The organism is Hyphomicrobium sp. (assembly GCF_041674905.1).
Lineage (GTDB): Bacteria > Pseudomonadota > Alphaproteobacteria > Rhizobiales > Hyphomicrobiaceae > Hyphomicrobium_B.
The window spans coordinates 1-16,442 of record NZ_JBAYUV010000005.1; the positions used below are offsets into that span (position 1 = coordinate 1).

17 protein-coding genes and 1 pseudogene are annotated in these 16,442 nt (G+C 60.1%); 11 read left to right on the forward strand and 7 right to left on the reverse strand.

All coding sequences use genetic code 11. The features are described 5' to 3' along the window. From WC026_RS03135 to WC026_RS03155, 5 genes and pseudogenes are all read left to right on the forward strand, one after another. Positions 1 to 198, forward strand: a pseudogene (locus WC026_RS03135) (biotin synthase); the annotation flags it as partial. Beyond that, the gene (locus WC026_RS03140; RefSeq protein WP_372709348.1) at positions 182 to 1,315 is read left to right on the forward strand and encodes an 8-amino-7-oxononanoate synthase; all 1,134 of its coding nucleotides are present in this window, start codon (positions 182 to 184) and stop codon (positions 1,313 to 1,315) included. The pseudogene WC026_RS03135 and the gene WC026_RS03140, both read left to right, overlap by 17 nt. After that, complete coding sequence (bioD, locus tag WC026_RS03145; protein WP_372709349.1) at positions 1,312 to 1,959, forward strand: dethiobiotin synthase; 648 nt, start codon at positions 1,312 to 1,314, stop codon at positions 1,957 to 1,959. Before WC026_RS03140 ends, bioD begins: the two co-directional genes overlap by 4 nt. Continuing rightward, positions 1,956 to 3,215, forward strand: a complete 1,260-nt coding sequence (locus tag WC026_RS03150) for an adenosylmethionine--8-amino-7-oxononanoate transaminase (RefSeq protein WP_372709350.1) — start codon at positions 1,956 to 1,958, stop codon at positions 3,213 to 3,215. Before bioD ends, WC026_RS03150 begins: the two co-directional genes overlap by 4 nt. Continuing rightward, positions 3,212 to 4,192 carry a beta-ketoacyl-ACP synthase III gene (locus WC026_RS03155; RefSeq protein WP_372709351.1) on the forward strand — a complete coding sequence of 327 codons (981 nt, stop codon included), beginning with the start codon at positions 3,212 to 3,214 and terminating at the stop codon, positions 4,190 to 4,192. The genes WC026_RS03150 and WC026_RS03155 overlap by 4 nt, the downstream gene beginning before the upstream one ends. Here WC026_RS03155 and WC026_RS03160 read toward each other — a convergent pair whose 3' ends face one another. Further along, positions 4,193 to 4,771, reverse strand: coding sequence for a YceI family protein (locus tag WC026_RS03160; RefSeq protein ID WP_372709352.1), 579 nt, complete (start codon positions 4,769 to 4,771; stop codon positions 4,193 to 4,195). Continuing rightward, complete coding sequence (locus tag WC026_RS03165) at positions 4,771 to 5,349, reverse strand: cytochrome b (RefSeq protein WP_372709353.1); 579 nt, start codon at positions 5,347 to 5,349, stop codon at positions 4,771 to 4,773. The genes WC026_RS03160 and WC026_RS03165 overlap by 1 nt, the downstream gene beginning before the upstream one ends. Before the next feature lie 214 nt (positions 5,350 to 5,563). Here WC026_RS03165 and WC026_RS03170 point away from each other — a divergent pair, with 214 nt between their 5' ends. From WC026_RS03170 to hemP, 3 genes are all read left to right on the forward strand, one after another. After that, positions 5,564 to 5,815 (forward strand): hypothetical protein, encoded by a 252-nt coding sequence (locus WC026_RS03170; protein ID WP_372709354.1) that lies wholly within the window; start codon positions 5,564 to 5,566, stop codon positions 5,813 to 5,815. Then, complete coding sequence (locus WC026_RS03175) at positions 5,808 to 6,365, forward strand: hypothetical protein (RefSeq protein WP_372709355.1); 558 nt, start codon at positions 5,808 to 5,810, stop codon at positions 6,363 to 6,365. The genes WC026_RS03170 and WC026_RS03175 overlap by 8 nt, the downstream gene beginning before the upstream one ends. Before the next feature lie 66 nt (positions 6,366 to 6,431). Beyond that, complete coding sequence (gene hemP / locus WC026_RS03180; protein WP_372709356.1) at positions 6,432 to 6,605, forward strand: hemin uptake protein HemP; 174 nt, start codon at positions 6,432 to 6,434, stop codon at positions 6,603 to 6,605. Positions 6,606 to 6,776: 171 nt separating this feature from the next. Here hemP and WC026_RS03185 read toward each other — a convergent pair whose 3' ends face one another. From WC026_RS03185 to WC026_RS03195, 3 genes are all read right to left on the reverse strand, one after another. Next, on the reverse strand, positions 6,777 to 8,117 hold the full coding sequence (locus WC026_RS03185; RefSeq protein WP_372709357.1) for an ATP-binding protein: 1,341 nt from the start codon (positions 8,115 to 8,117) through the stop codon (positions 6,777 to 6,779). 35 nt (positions 8,118 to 8,152) lie between these two features. Continuing rightward, entirely contained in the window at positions 8,153 to 8,830 is a 678-nt protein-coding gene (locus tag WC026_RS03190; protein WP_372709358.1) for a winged helix-turn-helix domain-containing protein, read from the reverse strand. A 128-nt stretch (positions 8,831 to 8,958) separates the two neighbouring features. After that, complete coding sequence (locus tag WC026_RS03195) at positions 8,959 to 10,221, reverse strand: multidrug effflux MFS transporter (protein WP_372709359.1); 1,263 nt, start codon at positions 10,219 to 10,221, stop codon at positions 8,959 to 8,961. 618 nt (positions 10,222 to 10,839) lie between these two features. Between WC026_RS03195 and WC026_RS03200 the strand changes: the two genes are divergently transcribed. The 3 genes from WC026_RS03200 to WC026_RS03210 all read left to right on the forward strand — a co-directional run bounded on the left by WC026_RS03200 (position 10,840) and on the right by WC026_RS03210 (position 15,066). Continuing rightward, entirely contained in the window at positions 10,840 to 11,868 is a 1,029-nt protein-coding gene (locus tag WC026_RS03200; protein WP_372709360.1) for an NAD(P)-dependent methylenetetrahydromethanopterin dehydrogenase, read from the forward strand. Positions 11,869 to 12,207: 339 nt separating this feature from the next. Continuing rightward, the gene (locus WC026_RS03205; protein WP_372709361.1) at positions 12,208 to 14,172 is read left to right on the forward strand and encodes a hypothetical protein; all 1,965 of its coding nucleotides are present in this window, start codon (positions 12,208 to 12,210) and stop codon (positions 14,170 to 14,172) included. 60 nt (positions 14,173 to 14,232) lie between these two features. Continuing rightward, positions 14,233 to 15,066: a ribonuclease HII gene (locus WC026_RS03210; protein ID WP_372709362.1), complete on the forward strand. Its 834-nt coding sequence runs from the start codon at positions 14,233 to 14,235 to the stop codon at positions 15,064 to 15,066. 70 nt (positions 15,067 to 15,136) lie between these two features. Here WC026_RS03210 and WC026_RS03215 read toward each other — a convergent pair whose 3' ends face one another. Together WC026_RS03215 and WC026_RS03220 are read right to left on the reverse strand one after the other, a co-directional pair. Next, entirely contained in the window at positions 15,137 to 15,442 is a 306-nt protein-coding gene (locus tag WC026_RS03215; protein ID WP_372709363.1) for a hypothetical protein, read from the reverse strand. 195 nt (positions 15,443 to 15,637) lie between these two features. Then, positions 15,638 to 16,168 carry a hypothetical protein gene (locus WC026_RS03220; RefSeq protein ID WP_372709364.1) on the reverse strand — a complete coding sequence of 177 codons (531 nt, stop codon included), beginning with the start codon at positions 16,166 to 16,168 and terminating at the stop codon, positions 15,638 to 15,640. Between the last annotated feature and the right edge of the window lie 274 nt (positions 16,169 to 16,442).

Genomic DNA, 16,442 nt, shown 5'->3' on the forward strand with positions numbered 1-16,442 from the left:
CAGGCGCTGTGCTTCTTCGCGGGCGCCAACTCGATCTTCGTCGGCGACACGCTGCTGACGGCCGACAACCCCGGCGAAGACAAGGACAGCCGCCTCTTCGCCAAGCTTGGTCTCGCACCGCTCGAACTCGACACCGATTCAACTCAAGACCATGAGCCCGCGGCTTGCGCGGGTCGACAGGATGCCCTCCAATCATGAGCGTGCCCTCGACGCCTTGCTGCGCCGTGGCCGACTGAGATCGCTCGACACGCCGGCCGGGATCGATTTCACATCGAATGATTATCTCGGCCTGGCGCAATCGCAGGAGCTTGCGGACGCGGTTGTCGCCGCGATCGAACGCGGCGTGCCGGTCGGTGCCGGAGGCTCACGCCTGCTGCGCGGCAACCATCCGGAGCATGAGGCGCTCGAGGCGGAGGCTGCGCGATTTTTCGGTGCGGAAACGGCGCTGTTCTTCGGCGGCGGGTTCATCGCGAACACGGCGCTGATGGCGACGCTGCCGTCTCGCGGAGATCTGATCGTCTACGACGAGCTTATTCATGCGAGCGTGCACGACGGCATGCGTCTGTCGAAAACCGAGGCGACCGCGGCCCGGCACAACGATCCGCAAAGCATCGAAGACGCGATCAAAACCTGGCGCGCGGCGGGCGGCACCGGGCAACCGTGGATCGTCGTCGAGAGTCTGTACAGCATGGACGGAGACCGGGCTCCGATTGACGATCTTGCCGGGATTGCAGCGCGCTACGATGCGGTGCTGATCGTCGATGAAGCGCACGCGACGGGCGTCTTCGGCCCCGAGGGTCGAGGCCTTGCGGCGCATCTCGAAGGCGCTGCCAACATCATCACGCTGCACACCTGCGGCAAGGCGCTTGGCGTCATGGGCGCGCTGGTGCTGGCGCCGAAGACGATGCGGGATTTTCTGGTCAATCGCGCCCGCGCTTTCATTTATGCGACCGCGCCGTCGCCGCTCGTTGCCGCCGCCGTTCGCGCGGCGCTTCAGATTTGCAAGAACGAGCCGCAGCGGCGTGAAAAGTTGCATCGACTGATCGGCTTCGCGGAGCGCGAATTGAAATCGAAAACGCGCTTCGTGCCGTCGTGCTCGCAAATCCAGCCGATCATCGTTGGTGCCGACAGCTCTGCCCTGGCGCTCGCTGCCGCGATGAAGGCGCACGGCTACGATATTCGCGCCATCCGGCCGCCGACCGTGCCGGAAGGCACTGCCCGGCTACGCATGACTATCACGCTCAATACCGACGAAGCCGTTCTTTCACGCCTGATCAGCGATCTTGTTGCCGCCGAAGCTGAGGTCGCCGCATGAGCACGCGTATCGTCGTCGCCGGGACCGACACCGGTATCGGCAAAACGATTTTTTCTGCCGCGCTGGTGCAAGCGCTCGACGGCTATTACTGGAAACCGATTCAGGCGGGCCTTGCGGCAGAAACGGACTCGGAAACCGTCGCGCGGTTGAGCGGGCTTCCGGCGTCGCGCATTCTCCCCGAAGCCTACCGGCTCAACACGCCGGCATCGCCGCACTTTGCTGCGGAACGTGACGGCATCGAAATCGATACGACGCGTTTGCGCCCGCAGGACCATCCGGCGCCGCTGGTGATCGAGCTTGCCGGAGGTCTCGATGTACCGCTGACGCGACGTCTATTACAAATTGATCTGCTTGCGGAGTGGAAGATTCCCGTGCTCCTGTGCAGTTCCACGCGCCTCGGAACGATCAATCATTCGCTTCTATCGATTGAGGCACTGAAGCGACGTGCGATCCCCATTCTCGGCATCGCTTTCATCGGAGAGGAAATTCCGGATACGGAAACCGTCATCCCGGCGTTCGGCGGCGTGCGGCGGCTCGGGCGGCTGCCACGGATTTCCGACTTGAACCGCGAAACGCTCCGTCGCGCTTTTGCGGCGAACTTTTCCGTTGCGAACATTTTGGGTGTCGGAGCCTCGGGACCATGAGCCGTTCGCCCGTCTGGCATCCCTTCACGCAGCACGGTCTCGAACCGGACATGCGCGCAATCGCGCGTGCGGACGGCGCGTGGCTCGAAACCGCCGATGGCCGGCGCATTTTCGACGGCATTTCGTCGTGGTGGGTCATCACGCATGGCCACCGTCATCCGAAGATCGTGCGCGCCATTCAAGAGCAGGCCGGAAAACTCGATCAGGTGATCTTCGCGGGCTTTACGCATGAGCCTGCGGAAGCAGTTGCGCGCGGATTGATTGACATCGCGCCGGATGGGCTCCGCCATGTTTTCTTTTCCGACAGCGGTTCGACGTCGGTCGAAGTCGCGCTGAAGATGGCGCTCGGGTATTGGAAGAATACCGGCAAGGCGCGCACGCGCATTCTTGCGCTCGAACATGCCTATCACGGCGACACGATCGGTACGATGTCGGCGGGTGAGCGTGGCGTATTCAACGCGGCGTATGAGCCGCTGCTGTTCGACGTCGGCCGCATTCCGTTTCCCGCAAAGGGCGCGGAGCAACAGACGTTCGACGCGCTCGAACGTGCCTGCCGCGCGGGCGACGTCGCCGCATTCATTTGCGAGCCGTTGATCCTCGGCGCGGGCGGAATGCTGATCTACGACGCCGCGACGCTCACCGAAATGCACCGCATCTGCAAGCGTCATGACGTTCTCTTCGTCGCCGACGAGGTGATGACGGCGTTCGGGCGCACGGGAACGTTATTTGCGTCGGCGCAGGCGAACATTGCGCCGGATATCATCTGCGTCGCAAAGGGCATAACGGGCGGTTCCATTCCGCTTGCGGCGACGCTGTGCACCAGTGCGATATTCGATGCGCATTATTCACAAGACCGTTCGCGCATGTTCTTTCATTCGAGTTCCTATACCGCGAACCCGATCGCGTGCGCGGCGGCGGTTGCAAACCTCGACATCTGGCGCAGCGAACCTGTCCTGGCGCGCATTGGCGCGATAGCGAAAGCGCAGGCGGCGTGTGTCGCGCAGATCGCAAATGATCCGAGATTTGAGAATGCTCGCCAGATCGGGACGATCGCGGCATTCGAATTCCGAGGGGCGGGGACGGGTTATCTCGCGGACGTAGCGCTCTCGCTGCGGCGGAAACTTCTCGATCGCAACGTTCTGCTGAGGCCGCTCGGCGCGACGATCTATGTCATGCCACCCTATTGCGCGACAGCCGACGATTTGAATGGCGTCTACGCGGCCGTTTCCGAAGTTGCTGATGAGGTTCGGCCATGAGCGGCGTCGAAATCATCGGGCTTGGTCATTATGCGCCGGAGCGCATTGTTCCGAACGCCGAACTCGAAGCGCGTCTCGGCCTCGACGCCGGATGGATCAAGCGGCGCACCGGCATCGATGCGCGACGGTACGCGGCGAACGATCAGGCACTGTCCGATCTTGCGATCCGCGCCGGCGACATGGCGATCACGCGCGCCGGGCTTGCTCGCGAGGACATCGGCCTGCTTTTGCTGGCGACGTCGACGCCCGATCATCTCTTGCCGCCGACTGCGCCGCTTGTTGCGCACCGTCTCGGCCTCACCAATTCCGGAGGCATCGACATGGCCGGTGCCTGTGCCGGTTTCATGTATGCATTGACGCTGGCGGACAGCTTTGTGCGCAGCCAAGGCACAACGGTCCTCGTCATTGCCGCCAACATCCTTTCGCGCCGTATCAATGCGGCCGAGCGGGCGAGCAGCGTGTTGTTCGCGGATGCGGCGGGCGCCGTGCTGCTGGCGCCGAGCCCGCGTGACGACAGCGGCGTCGTTGGCGCGCATCTTGCCGCGCAGGGCGAGCACTATGATCTTATCTCAATCGCGGCTGGCGGCAGCCGCAAGCCATTCACGCGCGATCTCGATGCCAGCGAAACGCTGATGATCCTGTCGGACGGGCAAGCGGTTTACAGCAAAGCCGTGGCGATGATGACGAATGCCGCAGAAATCGCGCTTCTAAAAGCCGGCATCGCGGCTGCGGACGTCGAACACTTCATTCCGCATCAGGCCAATGCGCGCATGATGGAGACCGTCGCGCATCAGATTGGCGTGAAGCCCGAAAGTCTTCGGACGACCGTCGCGGAGTTCGGAAACAGCTCAGCCGCGACGATACCTCTGACACTGTCGGCGTCGGCGCAAGAGCACGCTTATAAGCAAGGCGATATCGTTCTGATGACGGCGGCGGGGGCCGGACTGACAGGCGGCGCCGCCGTCTTCAGGTGGTGATTACTGCTTGATGCCTTCGACGTCGAGCGTCAGCTCGACTTCCTTCGAAAACGGTCCGAGATCGCGCGAGATGCCGAAGTCCGCGAGCTTCAGCGTCGTCGTTCCGGTGAAGCCGTCGCGATAGCCGCCCCACGGATCCTTGCCGCCGCCGACGCGCTGCGCCTCGATCACGACGTCTTTCGTCACGCCGTGCAGCGTGAGCTTACCGGAAATCGTCGCCTTTTCCGGGCTCGAGGATTTCACGCCCGTGCTTTCGAAGGTCGCGGTCGGAAACTTATCGGTATCGAGCAAATCTGCGGCGCGGAGATGCTTATCGCGTTCAGCGTGATTGCTATTGACGCTGGTTGTATCAATCTCGATTTTGACTTTCGACGCATCGGGATTCTTGTCATCGTAAGAGAACGTGCCGGAAAACTTGTCGAAGCGTCCCGCAAGCCAGCTGAACCCGAGATGCTTGATGCGGAAGTTGACCGACGCATGCGCATTCTTCGTGTCGACAACATAATCCGCGGCCGTCGCCACCGTCGTCAGCGCAGATGCAAATGCTGCGGCGGCAAAGGCGGTCATAACGATCTTCATCAGTGACTTTCCCCTTCTGGATTGATGGCCGGGCGCGGCGGCCCAAACCACATGCGATTCAAAATCTGACTTTTATCGACAAAATGATGTTTCAGAGCGGCGAGCGTGTGAAGGACCGCGAGCGCAATCACGACATAAGCGATAATGCGATGGATATATCCGGCGCTGCTTTCGAGGCCGGGCATCTTGATGATTGGGGGGACCTCAAACCAGCCGAAGACGTCGATGGGCTGCCCATCAGGCGTTGATATCAGATAACCGCTGATCATCAACCCGAGCATGAGCACGTATAATCCCCCGTGCGTTGCGTGTGCCGCCTTACGCTCGAAGGGTGACAGATCATCCGACGACAGTTTGACGTTCGTGGCGCGCCAGAGCCAGCGAACCAGCAACCCGATCAGGGGAAGAATTCCGAGGCTGCGGTGAAAATTCGGGGCAGCGTTATAGTAGGGACTGTAATAGTCGAGCGTCACCATCCATACGCCGAGCGCGAACATGGCGAAGATCGCGATGGCCATGCTCCAATGAAACAGACGCGAGACAACCCCGTAACCCTGTGATGTGTCGCGAACGTACATGACGGTTGCCGCCCTTCCCCCTCAATTGCCTGGCAACAGGGAGATGCGAATTAAACCCAGCGTTTTCAAGTCGTCCGACGTTATACGGATTTCAGAAAACGATCGGCGAAGGGGGCAACACGCAACTTTAAACTTTACTCCATAAGTATAGATTAGCTTAAATGCATCATCTGCCATTTGCGGGGCCTTGAACCCCGATACTTTGGGGAAGACGATGAAGCGTTCGCACCTCGACGGTGAACGGTTCGATGCGCGTGACGTATCGAACGCTGCCTATACTGCATCGATGTTTGCCGCATCCGTCGGCATGATCTGGGACCTTGCCACAGGGCATGTCGCAGTCTTCGATCGCATGCTTTCAAATATTTCAGACGACGCTCGCTCTCCCGAAAGCGCGGTGAACGCCGCTGCTCATCATCCGTCACATCATTTCTATTCCAACGCCGGGAGCCCGACGGATGCTTAAGATTAAAAATCTCGAATCGATGTCGTCGGCGAACCCGGACGAGGAACCGATGTGTGCCGGGCAGGCGCTCGGCTTTCCGCTTCAAAGCGAGCTTGGATTCACATCGATCGAGAACGTCACCCTCGATGTTTTTCGCTGCATTTGCGACGTCTATGCGACAGCCTCGGCGCAATGCTGGGAAGTTGCAATAAGGTTCGCGGAAGAACAGCTCGGCGCCGTCGATGGACCATTGCTTGTTGCCCGCGTCACCGCGCTCATGCGCGCGCTTCGTCTGGAACGCGGCAGCGGATTTTCCTATCTCAGCGTCGGCTGCCGGCACGTTTCTCCGGACGAGCTGACGGTCACCGGATTGCTCAAAGCAGCGCGAACCGCCGACCGGCTCGGTTTCGAGAAAGGCATCGCGCTGTTGCTCAACAATGGCCAGGCAACGGAGCGGACCCGGCTTGCCGTCCGTTGTCTCGTGGATACGCAGATGCAGCACTCGGTCCCGCAGCCGGATCAGACGGCCGAATTCGAATCTCAAACCGTTCAGGCGCTTTATCTGCATTAGCGCATGTTTTGTGGGGAGCGCCGGCCGTCTGGCCGATGCAAAAAGGACGTGTCGGAAAAGATGGATATGCCTGCACCGGTCGCGACGGGGGGAACTGACGCTGCCGAGAAGCGCAGCTCGCTCACGAGGTATCTTGTGAGCGAGCTGATGCAGGGCGGGCGCGAGGTCATCCTGGAACACCGCGGACAGGATTATCGTCTGCGCATCACGGAGGCTGGAAAGCTCATCCTCAGCAAATAGCGAACGCGCGGCGCGTGCAGGCGCCGCCACCAAACAAGCCGGGCGGAGATCATACCCGGTTTACGAAACGTGTTAGAGCTCATGACATCCCGTCTCGCCGCTCTACGCACGTCGACAGCGGGCCGGGTCCGCATGAAACCCCAGCCGTCCGGCCCGCTGTCTATTCTTCCTTCAAGCCGATTTCGCAGGAAAACTGACCTCGACCCGAAGCCCGGGTGCATTATCGGCCAGCGCGATCTTAGCGCCGTGCAGGTCGACGATCGCCGCGACAAGGCTCAGTCCCAAGCCGCTGCCGTCCGTCGAGCGGGCACGCTCCAGGCGGTAAAGCCGGCGAAAAACATTCTCGCGCTCAGATTCCGGTATGCCGGGACCGCTATCCGTCACGTCAACCCGATAGCTTCCCGGAGCAGCACACAGCCGCAAGCCGATCTCAGTTCCCGGCGGGCAATAGCGGATGGCGTTCTCGACGAGGTTTGCGAACACCTGCATCAGCAGCTCGGGGTCTCCTTGCACGACCGCCGGATGCGCGACGTCACTCGCCATAGTCAGCTTGTCGCCCGCGTCCTCGGCAACGATGTCGTAGACGTCATGCACGTCGGCCAGCAGCATGCGCAAATCGATGGCGACGAACTTATCCTTGCGCGCCCCGGCTTCAATCTGGGTGATCCGAAGCAGGGCGTCGAATGTTTCCGTTATCGAATCGATTTCGAGCAACGCCGCGTCGACTGCGGATTGAAAATCCGCCGGACTTTTCGCCTCGCGACGCGCGTCATCGAGGCGTTGCCGCAGCCGCCCGAGCGGCTTCTTCAGATCGTGTGCGATGTCGGATGACGACTGATTGACGTTTTCGATCAGCTTCTGCAGGTTGCCGAGCATGCCGTTGACCTGCCCGGCGATCTGATCGACGTCATCGCGCAGACCGGAAATCGGGACGCGCGCGGAAATTTGGCCTCGCGAAACGCGCGCCAATGGATTTGCGAAGGCGTCGATGCGGTGCTGAGTTTGGCGTGCGAAGTAGATCGCGCATAGCGTGATCGCGATCGTCGTCGCGAGCAAACCGTAAGCGAGAAGCTTCAGCAAAAATAATTTCATTTGCTTAACTTCGCTATTGTCGCTGCCAACCAGTAGGCTTCCTTTCGCAAGCGGCTTCCAGATCGCGAGGAATTCATCGGTCGGCTCGCCGCGATCCATCGAGAAATTGAGACTTGAGCGCTTCAGCGTCATCCATTGCGTGGACTGGGGCACACCGCGAACATTGCCGGCGAGAAATTTTCCGTCCTTGTCGACAAGTTCGATGATGAAGTCGGGATCGCGGACGGACTCGCTTTCCTCAGCGACGACGGTCACCAGATCGTCGAACGTTCTTTCTCCGTCGAGGACGGCCAGCGATTCAATGTTCGTGCGGACGCGATCGCGAATGTCACTGACGAGACGTGCGCTCGACACCAGATAAATCACGGTGAAGAGCGCGAGAACCGTCGTAATGAAGAACAGCGAGAAAGCGGCGGCCAAGCGAAATGGCGTGCGTCTCAAAAGGTCCTGCAACGTCAAGCACCATCGTTCACGGTGTAACCGCTGCCGCGGATCGTGTGAATAAGCTCCTTGCCATAGGGCTTGTCGATCTTTGCGCGCAGGCGCGAGATATGCGTTTCGACGACGCTGGTCTTGGGATCGAAATGGAAGCTCCAGACGCGCTCGAGCAGCATCGTCCGTGTCACGATGCGACCACGGTTCCGCATGAGAACCTCAAGCAAGCGGAACTCGCGCGGCTGTAGGTCGATCGTGTCGCCGCCGCGCGTCACCTTGCGGCTGACGAGGTCGATCTCAAGATCGCCAACCTTGAGCCGCGTCTCTTCGCCTTTGGTATGGGGGCGGCGTGCGAGCGCATTCACGCGCGCAAGCAGCTCCGAGAACGCAAACGGTTTGACGAGATAGTCGTCGCCGCCTGCGTCCAGACCCTCGACGCGATCGTCGACGCCGCCGAGCGCCGTCAGGAACAACACCGGCACACGACGCCCGGCGCTGCGGATGTCCTTGATGATGGCCAGGCCGTCGAGACCCGGAAGCATACGATCGAGAATGACGACGTCGTACGTCTCGCCCACGGCCTGAGCGACCGCATCGCGACCATCGGCCAGATGATCGACGGTGTGCCCCTCTTCTTCGAGGCCCTTCGAGACGTAGGCCGCCGTGTTGGCGTCGTCCTCAAGCAGCAAGATTCGCATTTTTATCGACCCGATGCGTACGGCTCATGAGATATTCGAGCGCGGTGAAACCCGCGACGCTCCCAGCATACAACGCGTTGGCGAAGCGCGCACGATGCAACAGAGCGCTATCGTTACGGTCAGCGCCATCATGCCCGCCGATTGCGGCCGAAAAAGCTGCGTTTACCCTCAACGGCGTAGATGATGAGGGTGGCGATGAGGCTGCAAGCGACGAACCCCATGGCGATCGGGAATACCGTACCGTCGAACGCGTGCGCAACTAAGCCACCTGCCATAGCGCCGATCGCGGTCGACAGCGAACCGGTCACCGAGGAGGCCATTCCGGCGTTATGACCCTGCGGTTCCATCGCGAGCGCATTGAAATTCGGCGCGATGAGCCCGAACAGGAAGAAGGCGCCGGCGAGCAGGACCGCATAGACCAAGATGCCCGCGACGCCTGCCGCCGCTGCGCATGCGAGGCAAAGCGATAGCGCGACGAACCCCAGAAGCGCAGCATGCGACAGCCATCGCATACCCAAGCGGCCGACAAGCCGGGCGTTGACAAAGGATGCAACAGCCATCACCGACGCGATGGCCCCAAAGACAACCGGGAACGCCGCTCCCATCCCGAAAACCTCGACGAAGACCTGCTGGGAACTCGCGACATAGGCAAGAAGGCATCCGAACATGAAGCCGCCGGCGGCGCCGTAGGCCATCGTCTGAGGATCGAAAATCGCTGCCTTAAGCGAGTTGCGCAAACTCATTGGACGTTCGAGGCCTAATGCAGGCGCTGCGGTTTCCGGCAGACGAAGACCGGCCCAAACGGCAATCAGGGTCGCCATCACCAGCAGGGCGTAGAACGTCCAATGCCAGTTGCCGATGTGGATCAGGGCTTGTCCGATCGACGGCGCGAGGACCGGAATCACGATGAACACCATCATCGCAAACGACATCACGCGCGCCATCTGCCGCCCGCCGTAAAGGTCTCGCACCACGGCGATCGCGATGACACGGGGCGATGCGGCGCCAATGCCTTGCACCAGCCGCGCCGCGAGAAGCATTGAAAACTCGTTCGATACAAGGGCGGCCATCGTGCCCACGATAAAGATCGCGAGCCCCGCCATCAGCGCCGGTTTACGGCCGATGTGATCGGATAACGGCCCGAAGAAAAGCTGTCCGGCCGCAAAGCCGACCATATAGAGAATGACGACGAGCTGCCGATCGTTGGCACTCGCGACGCCAAGTGCGTTGCCGATCTCGGGCAACGCCGGCAGCATGATATCGATGGAGATCGCGGTCAGCGCCATCATCGCCGCCGTCAGCACGACGAATTCGACGAATGATAAATTGTGCAGCGCTTGCGGCGATCCGGCCGAGGCGGGCGCGTTATCGCCGCGCTCTAGTTCATTCATTTTTGTCTCTGAATATTCGTGCCGAATCGGACGCCGTTCCTATTACGCCAACGAGAGCGGAAATGCGGCATGCAAGCCGTCGCGGCGCCTAGGTTCAGTGGCGGCTCGATCTTCGGCGGCTTATCGTCAGGCTCGGCCATCGTCAACGCGATCTCGCCAGATCGCAGACTGCGGGTTCAGATTGCTCCTTATGTGCTCGAGCCGGTAACGAGCACGGACGCGCATTTTTCGAAATGCTACAGTTTTAATATTTCTCAGCCCTGCCATTAATTCCTTTTTCGCAATCTTTTCTTATTCGCAAATCATTCATGTCGATGCCCGCATTTTTTAGCGGCATTCCAATCTCTCTCTACTCCGTATTGAGTATTAAATTCGCAAAAACACTCATCCTGGCCTTAACGCATTATTTCGCTTTAATCGGCAAAACTATTGCCCAGCGAAGCGATGCCTAAAAGCATCGACGGCATGACGCCCTTCCCCGCTCGGCCGCCTTCCGGAGCGGCATTTTCACAAGCCACATAGCGATGACTTTGCTTGCTTGCAGCGAGCGGATTCATGCGACGCGCGAAATAAAAACAATCGGCCTACGTGCTGAATAATGTAGCGGAGTATCTCGTGATGCCAATGGATGATGTCGCACAGTTCGACCAGGGCTTTGCCGATCTCGATGTGACGACCGACATTCTTCCCATTAAGAGATCCGGTAATCCGATATCCACGAAAAAGAAGAAAAAGCCGATTACGGCAACGCCCATTCTGCATTTTCTATCGACCCAATCCTTCGCGAGTCCATTCGATATCAACATGGCCGTCGACGCCGGCTACAAAGTTGTGGTTCCTCATACCGGCGTGCGGCTGAACGACACGCAAGCTCTTGTGCAAGACGCCATCTTCTCGCGACCGCCTGAGCATGGCTGCCGCACGGCGATCTTCATCGGCGGCAAGGACGCTCTCATGGCGCTCGACATGCTTACGGTCGCCAAGACGTCGCTCGTGCCGCCGTTCCAGCTCTCGGCGTTGGCGGATCCTGGCGGCTCTTTCACCACGGCTGCGGCGATGGTCGCCTGTGTCGAAAGCGTCTACCAGAAAAAAACCTCGCGCACGCTCGACGGCGCCAGCGTCGCCGTTTTCGGCGCGACCGGTGTCGTCGGATTTGCATCAGCCGTCATCGCAGCCCGCAGTGGCGCCGATGTCAAAGTTGTTTCGCACATCGGCCTCGCCGCGCTTGAGCCGCTCGTCAGCGCCGCCAAGAAGCGCTTCGGCGTTACGCTGAAGCCGGTGTTGGGTGGCCGGGATTCAGACAAAGGCAAGATCGTCGCGAATGCGGACGTCGTTCTTTGCGCGGCCGCGGCGGGCGTTCAGGTCTTGAAAGCGAAGCACTTCGAAAAATCGAAACGGACCGTCGTGATCGCTGACGTCAACGCGGTACCTCCGGCGGGTATCGAAGGCGTCGAGCTGTTTGATTTCGGCCGCCCGATCGGGAAGCGCGGATTGCTGTCCGTCGGTCCTCTCGCGATCGGCGATATCAAATACAAGACCCAGGCCGGCCTTCTGCGCAGCATGCTGCGTACGGATCAATCGCTGATGCTCGATTTCAACGATGCATTTGCAGTCGCGCGGCAGCTCGTGCGCAAGAAAGCGCGCTAAAGCGCGAAACTCCTAGAGCCTTTCCGCTTTTCGTTGCATCGCGGATCGGCTCTAGGTCCTTATTTTATCGTGCTTCCTATCGGAAAACCGGTTCCCACTTTTCCGGAAGTCTTCTCGACAGAATTCGCGCGCGTGGGCTCGGTGAATATCGAGCTTACGCCCGGGTGACACCCGACCCGATTTCGCCGTTCGTCAACGGCCTCGGTGGTTGCTCTCACCATTTCCGGCATCGTTCCGGTCTATTGCTCGGCAATATTGTGTGTCGTGATAATTCTGCCATTGTTGAGGCAAAGGCTTTCGCGCGCATGACCGTGGCGAACGGCATCGGGGGGACTGTACGTGTTTTATCGACGCCATTTTGCTGCCGCGCCCAGGCGTTTGCTATTGGCCGCAAGCCTGTTTGTCTTTGTTGCTCCGGTAATTCAGGCCTCCGCCAAGGAGGCGTCCGATAGTTGTGAGGCAACGGCGCAACCTGCCGTTCTCGTATCGCCTCAGTCGCCGTGGAAGGGCACGTCGCTGCGCGTCGTTTTCACCGTCGAGAAGCCGTTCGAAGGTGAGCTTTCGCTGATCGCGCCCGATGGCAGCGTCGCCCTCAAGTCGAGGAAACGCCTTGGCGGTCCACCCTATTTCTGGTTCGCGGAGATCGCAAAGCCCGTCACCGGAACATGGCTCGCGACACTCACCTCCGATAATTCCTCAGCGGCGTGCAGCAAGATTACGCGCGAGATCGTTGTCGGAAGCGCCGCGAAGCCTGCCGCGCAAAGCTCGGACAAAGGCGTCTGGCCTGTGCGCCAATCATGGACCCGCAAGACCGAAAATCTGTATTCGGCCTGGATCGAAAAGCTCTTCGACGCGCCACTCGAGGAAGCGCCGTCGTGGGCCGCGCTACACGACGTGCTGCGCGATCAATCTCGAAATGTCTTGTTCGATCATCTGGGGCTCGCCGAAGACAGGAAGGGTTTGGTCATCCGCCCCGATTGCGCCGATCTTCCTTACTTTCTGCGCGCCTATTTCGCCTTCAAGATGGGATTGCCATTCGGATATTCGAAGTGCTCGCGCGGCGGCGGGGGCAAGCCACCGAAATGCCCGCAATGGTGGAGTATCCGGAACGACGAACCGCGAGTCGATAATGGAGAACAGAAAGTTGCCGCGGCGAAGTCCGGTTTGATCTCCGGACTATTCGGTGACGCCGCGGCGACGCCCGCACCAGTCCGTGCTTCGTCAAGACCGGCGGGGCTCGTGCCCGGTTTCGGCTATTATTTGCGAACGACGCTCGCAAACGCCGTGCACTCGGGCGGCGGACGAACGGCGGCGGACGATGACAAGACCGACTACTACCCTGTTGCGTTGAAAGAGGACACGCTGCGCCCCGGAACGATTTATGCCGATCCTTACGGACATGTTCTGGTCCTTGTGAAACGCATCGCGCAGACGAACGATGCGGCAGGCGTATTTCTTGCCGTTGATGGGCAGCCGGACGGCACGGTCGCGCGCAAACGCTTCTGGCACGGAAATTTCCTGTTCGCGCAAAATCCGGCGCTCGGCAGTCCGGGTTTCAAGCGCTTCCGGCCGATTGTCGCCTATAAGAACGGCACCCTGCGTCGTCTCGCGAACGCCGAGATCGCCAACGATACCAACTACGGTGACTTTTCTCTCGAGCAATCGAAGTTCGGCATCGAGGACTTTTACGATCGCATGGACGATGTGATGTCCCCTGAGCCTCTCGATCCGCTGCGGGCGATGCAGGACGTCATCACGGCGCTCGAGGAACAGGTGAAGACGCGCGTCACGTCCGTCGAGAATGGCCGGAAGTATCTGAGTGGCGGCGGCTCCGAAGTCGCCATACCGAACGGCGCGTCGATTTTCGAGACGACAGGAGCTTGGGAAGATTTTTCGACGCCCTCACGCGATCTTCGTCTGCTGATCGCAATCGACGTTGTTCGGTCGTTTCCGGATCGCGTGGCGCGGCGGCCGGAGCGTTATGCGATGCCTGCGGGCAAGAGCCCTGCCGACGTGAAGGCGGAACTCGACAGCACGCTTGCGTCCGAGCTGGCAACGCGCAAATTTTCCTATACGCGCAGCGACGGCTCGCCGTGGCAGCTGGCGCTCAAGGACGTGGTCGAACGTACAGCCGAGCTTGAAATGGCGTATAACGTCAACGATTGCGTTGAGCGCCGCTGGGGCGCACCGAAAAGCAGCGACGAAGCGGCAACGTGCAAGAAGCAGGCGTCGGGCGCGCAACGACAGAAGATGGCGGAGTATCGGCCGTGGTTTCATGAGCGGCGGCGGCCCGCGCGCGACTAGGTTCGCATTGCGATCCAGCCTTTTCCGAATGGTGCGTGCAGAAGACCGAAGGCTGCCATCGTGACGAAGTTGGTTCTATCCGAAATCCGGCGTTGGCATGTGCTCGAGCGTCGACCGCTGGATTCGGCAACCGAGGCGGCGCTCATCGCCGACCCGCGGCCTGGTGCGAAGGCCATCCTGAGTGCGATCGCGCGACGACGCTTCGATCGCCGGTCCGAGGGGCAGCGCATTCGCAAGTTGCTGCGTTATGAAACTTCGCTTTGGACAACCGGCGTGCAGCTCGTCGCGGGGGTCGACGAAGCCGGAATGAGCCCGCTAGCAGGACCGGTCTCAGCCGCCGCCGTCATCTTTGCGCCAGGCGCTCGAATTGCCGATATCGACGATTCGAAGAAACTCAATGCGGCGACGCGCGAACGGCTGGCGGTGGAAATCAAGACGACGGCGATCGCCTGGGCCGTCGGCTTCGCAGAGGTCGAGGAGATCGACCGCATCAATATTTATTGGGCGGGCCTACTGGCCATGCGGCGCGCCGTCGACGGGCTCCGGACGCAACCTGAACATGTTCTGATCGACGCGCGGCGTATCAGAGACCTTACTATCCCTCAGCAACCGATCGTGAAAGGCGATGCCAAAAGTTTGACGATCGCCGCCGCGTCCATCCTGGCCAAGACCGCGCGCGATGCGCTGATGCGAAAGCTGGACGGCGACTATCCGGGTTACGGCTTTTCCAAGCACAAAGGCTATCCGGTGAAGGAGCATCTCGCGGCGCTCCGCAAGCTCGGCGCATCGCCGGTTCATCGCCGTTCCTTTGCACCGGTGCGCGCCGTCCTCGGCCTGCCGCCATTGCCGCCATGGCCTAATGTCATCGGGGCAACAGTTTCCGGTCACCGCTGACACGCGGTCCTGCTCACGTTTCGAAACCCGGAACGGAACCGGGTTTCGAAGTCAAGCGCAGCATTGGGACTCAGTACTTCTTTGGGCACCACGATTCAGAGGACGATTTACAGCCGTCAGGGAAAGCTTTCACCATTTTCTCCGCTTCTGCCCATTCCTGTTCGTCGATGCTGTTGTTTCCATCGGCGTCCATGGCGGAGAACGTCGGCACAGGATCAATCTTCAACTTCGATGCATTTGCCTCCCATTCGGGGCGGCTGATCGAGCCGTTGCCATCCGCATCGATCGTTTTGAATTTGCTGGCCCAATCGTCAGCATAGGCGCCTGCACTGGAGAGAAGTAAAAAGGAAGCGAAAGCGAGCCATTTGTTGGTCATTGCGTTTTCTCCCGGAGGTCATCGACCTTTGCGTTGTTCGCCGTTTTTTTGTCGGCCGAGCAACGGATGCCTTTCTCCGGACTCTCGCAATGGCAAAGCTTCCAATTTTTCTCAGGATGAGCTGGCGTCAATTGGCCTATGCCTATCGGCTAGGTCGCGAGCTGAAAGTGGCGCGAACACCCCCATGCCCTTTCGTCATTGGGCAGCGGGGCTGCTTTCCTTCGACATGCTTGCCAGCGCGCCGCCAAAATTGGCCTGCTGACATTGCCCGTTGAGGTTTCGGTATTCGGTGCTCCGCAGACCGGCCTCGATGAAAAACGCCCCAACCGCATCGAGTTTCAATCCATAGAGCACGACGCGCGTGGCGCCATCAGGCGACGTAATCGTTGGGTGCCCATCGTCGTCCTGCGCGTAAGCCCAGACCGGCCGATCTCCGGCTTCGAATATCGATTGATTGCCGTCGCGCGAGGCTTTAGCGCGCTCCTCGAATCGCGGCGGCGCGCCTTCCGACAGGGTGGCGGCGAAATCGAAGCCCACGACAATGCTTGCGCGCGTAAAGTCGTAGAATACGCAGTTTAGCGAGGGGATCGGCTTTTCCCGTGCCTCTTGACGCGCGGGCGGCGAGGGCTGGGAGAGCGGTTCATATGCGAGAAACACGACAGCGAGCAGGGCAGCTACGCCCGCTCCTATCATGGCAATGAGCGAGCGCGAGCGGGGATATTTCATGGGCGGCATCTATGCACCTATCCCATTTTCCCGTTGGATCCATTTCCTCACGAGCCCTCCATCGGCATGCTTTGCGCAACGTGTCGCAACGGTAAAGCATGCATATGTGGGGCCTTAATGATGTTCAAATCGCAATCCCGTGAGACCACGATGCGGCGCGGCTTTAGAGGTCAGCGATTTGCTAATTGCGCAAAGCGCGGATATGCAGATTGTTCGATAAAATTGGACAAGACGGCGAGCAAGAAACAATGAGCGATCAGGCGTCAGCACCCTT